We start from the raw sequence: 2,755 nt of genomic DNA, 5'->3' as shown, positions 1-2,755 counted from the left end.
CCCCGGACCCCGCCCCGGACTCCGCCGCGGACCCTGTCGGCACGCCCACCACCAGTTCACCCACCACCAGTTCACCCACGACACCGGTCACCGGCTCGCGTCTGGCCGCGTCCCCCGAGGTGCATCTCGCCGATCTCGGCGGGCGCGATCTCGTGGTGTCCCCGCGCGAGGAGGCGCCCGGCGCCCATGACGACCTGCTGGCGGCGTGCCGCAGGCACGGGTACGCGCCCGCCGCCGTCCACGAGGCGCGGCACCCGCAGTTCGCGCTGGGGCTCGTCCTCGCCGGAACGGCCGTGGCGCTGGTCCCCCGCGTCGACGACACGCCCGGGGTGACGTGGCGCCCGCTGGCGGGCGAGCCGCTGGCGTGGCGGACGTCGTGCGCGTGGCGCCGGGCCGCCGACCCCGAGCACGCCCGCGCGATCGCGGACTTCGCCGCCGTCGCCACCGCCGTCCTGCGCAGCGAGGCCGGAATGACGCCGCTGGACGCCGCACCCGTCCGCCGCGTGATTCCGCGGCCGTCTTCGGGGTTCCTGGCATGAGCGAAGCGGACCGGGGGGCGTGGGGGGCCGGCCCCCCACAGAGAGAGGGCATGAGCGAAGCGAACCCGGAGGCGTGGGGGGCCGGCGCCCCGCAGAGAGAGAGCACGACCGAGGTTCGGGCGGACGTGGCCCAGCGCATCGAGGCGGAGTTCCGATCCGCCGGGGTGACCGGCTTCCTCCACGTCACGGACATCGACACCGGCCGGGAGGTCGCGATCCGCGCCGGCGAACCCGTCGTGCTCGCCTCGGTGTTCAAGGTGCCGCTGCTCGTCACGTTCCACCGGCAGGCGGCCGGCGGCCTGCTCGACCCGGCCGAGCCGGTCACGCTGCGCCCGCGGGACCGCACCGCCGGCCCGACCGGGGTGTCGGGGATGCAGGACGAGGTGCGCATGTCGCTCCGCGACCTGACCTTCCTGATGATCACCGTCAGCGACAACGCGGCCGCCGACACCGTCCTCGACCGGGTCGGCCGGGACGCGGTCAACGCGACGGCCGCCGCGCTCGGGCTCCACGACACGATCGTGGAGGTCAGCGGGCGCGAACTGCACGAGACCCTGCTGGCGGACGCCGGGGTGTCCAGCTTCGCGGACGTGTGGGCCCGGCTGGACGAGCCCGGCATGCCGTCCAGGCTGCGCGCCCTCGACCCGATGCGCACGAGCCGCAGCACGCCCCGCGACATGACCCGGCTGCTGTCGATGATCTGGCGGGACGAGGCCGCGCCGCCGGACGGCTGCGCGGCGATGCGGCGGCTGTTCGGGCTCCAGGTCTGGCCGCACCGCCTGTCGTCCGGGTTCCCCTTCGACGACGTCGTCGTGAGCGGCAAGACCGGGACGCTCCCGACCCTCCGCAACGAGGTCGGCGCGGTCGAGTACCCGGACGGGGGCCGGTACGCCGTCGCGGTGTTCACCAGGTCGCCGCTGCCGGTCGCGGTCCTGCCGCGGGCGGACGCCGTGATCGGCACCGCGGCCCGGCTGGCCGTGGAGTCGCTCCGCCGTCCCTGACGGGCCCCGGACGCGCCCGGGGGCCGACCCGCCCGAACCGATCCGCCCGAACGATCCACCCGAACCGATCCGCGCGACAGCTGAGCCAGCACACCTCCGGGAAACATAAGCTGTACCCCGGCTTTGATCACTCTTGGGGAGAATTCGTGCGGCTGCCGGAGCATCTGGAGCTACTGCTCACCGACGAGCCGGTACTCGACGTCTACTCGTACGGTCCCTGGCGCGTCCCGGACGGCCTGTTCGAGGAGATCTCGGCCCGGATCGACGGGCTGGCGGCCGACCCGCGGGCCGCGGAGCTGACCACCGACGAGCACAAGCTCCTGACGCTGCCGGCGTCGCTGGTCACCGCGGAGATCTTCGGCATGCTGGCGTTCCTGCCGGGCGGCGGCGCGATCAAGGCGGGTTCGTGGTCGCAGCTCCCCGAGCGGCTGCTGTACCGCCACCTGGTGAACCCGGGCCCTCTCAGCACCCGGATGACCCGCTGGGACGCGCCGGGCGGGCGGTGGCGTCCCCCGGTCGACTGGCTGATCGAGGCCCCCGACCGGGAACTCGCGATCGAGCTGGCCCGCGACTGCCTGTCCGTCCTGGACGGCATCGAGCCGCTGGAGGAACGCCGCAAGGCGCTGCTGCGGCTGTACGACGACGCGCCCGTGTGCGACGTGAACGTCCCGAAGATGGAGCTGCGGGAGTTCTGGCACGCGCACGCCGGGGACGACATCGTCACGGCGGTGCCCGAGCTGCTCGGCCCGGTCGGCTACCTGGAGTGGGTGTGCGCGGGCCTGCTGGCCGCCTACGAGCGGCTGATGGAGGTGGCGCCGCGCAAGGAGGGCGTCGAGGTCCATCTGATCCACCTGATGCTGCAGGGCAGCTTGGAGCACGTCCCGGCGGAGCTGTCCGCCGCGCTGGGCGAGGACCGGTACCTCGAACTGCAGCGGTGGTTCGCTTCCGAGCGCAGCGGGTTCAAGGCGGGCGCCTGGCAGGAGCGGACGCGCGCCTGGCTCGTCAAGGCGCTGGTCGCGGGCGCTGCCGACGCCTGCCGGGGCTGGCTCGACACGGCGATGCGGTTCATCGCGACCGTTCAGGGGCTGCCCGGCGACCCGTGGTTCCCGAAGGCGGAGTGGATCCCGGTCGGCCAGTTCCAGACCGACCTGCGGCGGCTGTACGCGCCGCGCCGCCGCGTCGTCAACCCGCTGACCGAGACGCTGAAGAGCGTCC

2 protein-coding genes and 1 pseudogene are annotated in these 2,755 nt (G+C 74.1%); all 3 read left to right on the top strand.

The window, feature by feature from the left end:
• The coding region (locus tag E1281_RS39005; protein WP_165959316.1) for a LysR family substrate-binding domain-containing protein at window positions 1-539 on the top strand (539 nt) is incomplete at its 5' end.
• Between the two features lie 50 nt (window positions 540-589).
• Complete coding sequence (locus tag E1281_RS39000; protein ID WP_131884714.1) at window positions 590-1,540, top strand: serine hydrolase; 951 nt, start codon at window positions 590-592, stop codon at window positions 1,538-1,540.
• Window positions 1,541-1,686: 146 nt separating this feature from the next.
• Window positions 1,687-2,755 (top strand): annotated as a pseudogene (locus E1281_RS38995) (hypothetical protein); the annotation flags it as partial.

Origin of the sequence: Actinomadura sp. KC345, assembly GCF_004348515.1 — a bacterium.
Classification (GTDB): Bacteria; Actinomycetota; Actinomycetes; order Streptosporangiales; family Streptosporangiaceae; genus Spirillospora.
Note: the sequence above shows the minus strand (reverse complement) of the source record. Positions and strands in the feature narration are given on the sequence as shown.

What these genes read in the sequence shown, in the direction of transcription:
- E1281_RS39000 (WP_131884714.1), top strand. Translation starts at nt 590, where the DNA reads ATGAGCGAAGCGAACCCGGAGGCGTGGGGGGCCGGCGCCCCGCAGAGA.